1 protein-coding gene is annotated in these 657 nt (G+C 34.4%); it reads left to right on the plus strand.

Translation table 11 applies throughout. The features are described 5' to 3' along the window. Window positions 1-98: 98 nt before the first annotated feature. Window positions 99-657: DUF3347 domain-containing protein (locus HJ01_RS15620; RefSeq protein ID WP_040474056.1), on the plus strand; the 559-nt coding region annotated here is incomplete at its 3' end.

A 657-nucleotide genomic window follows, 5' to 3' on the forward strand; every position in this document is an offset into this window, starting at 1 on the left:
GTCAAGAATCCATATTATGGTTCCATGATGTTAAGTTGTGGTAAAACAGTGGAAACAATTAAATAATGCCCAAAACATTTCAAAACTTACAAAAAAAAATGAAAAATATAATTCTTTCAGCCATAGCAATGGCATTCGTACTGGTTTCTTGTAACCAAAAAAACAAAGAAGGGGTAACTAATTCAGAAGTAAGTGAACCCGTAACTCAAACGGAACCAATCCATGAACACCAAGAGGGAGATATGCACGACGAAGCAAAATCTGAAGAAGTTGCAACAACCGCTGATCAAACTTCTTTTTCAATCAAAGAAATTGTAAACAATTATTTAACCTTAAAAAACGCATTAACTAAAGACGACACAAATGGAGCTGCAGATGCTGGAAAAGCATTATATGCAACTTTCAATAAAGTAAATTCCAATTCAATAGATGCAACATTAAAAGCTGGATATCTTGACATTGCAGATGATGCCAAAGAAAGTGCAGAACATATTGGTGATAACGCAGGAAAACTAGACCATCAAAGAGAGCATTTTGTCATGTTGAGTAAAGATATAAATGATTTGATAAAAACTTTTGGAGCAGGTCAAAAACTATATCAGGATTTTTGTCCAATGGCAGATGATGGGAAGGGCGCAATTTGGATAAGTGAAACCA

Origin of the sequence: Flavobacterium frigoris PS1 (genome assembly GCF_000252125.1) — a bacterium.
GTDB lineage: Bacteria > Bacteroidota > Bacteroidia > Flavobacteriales > Flavobacteriaceae > Flavobacterium > Flavobacterium frigoris_A.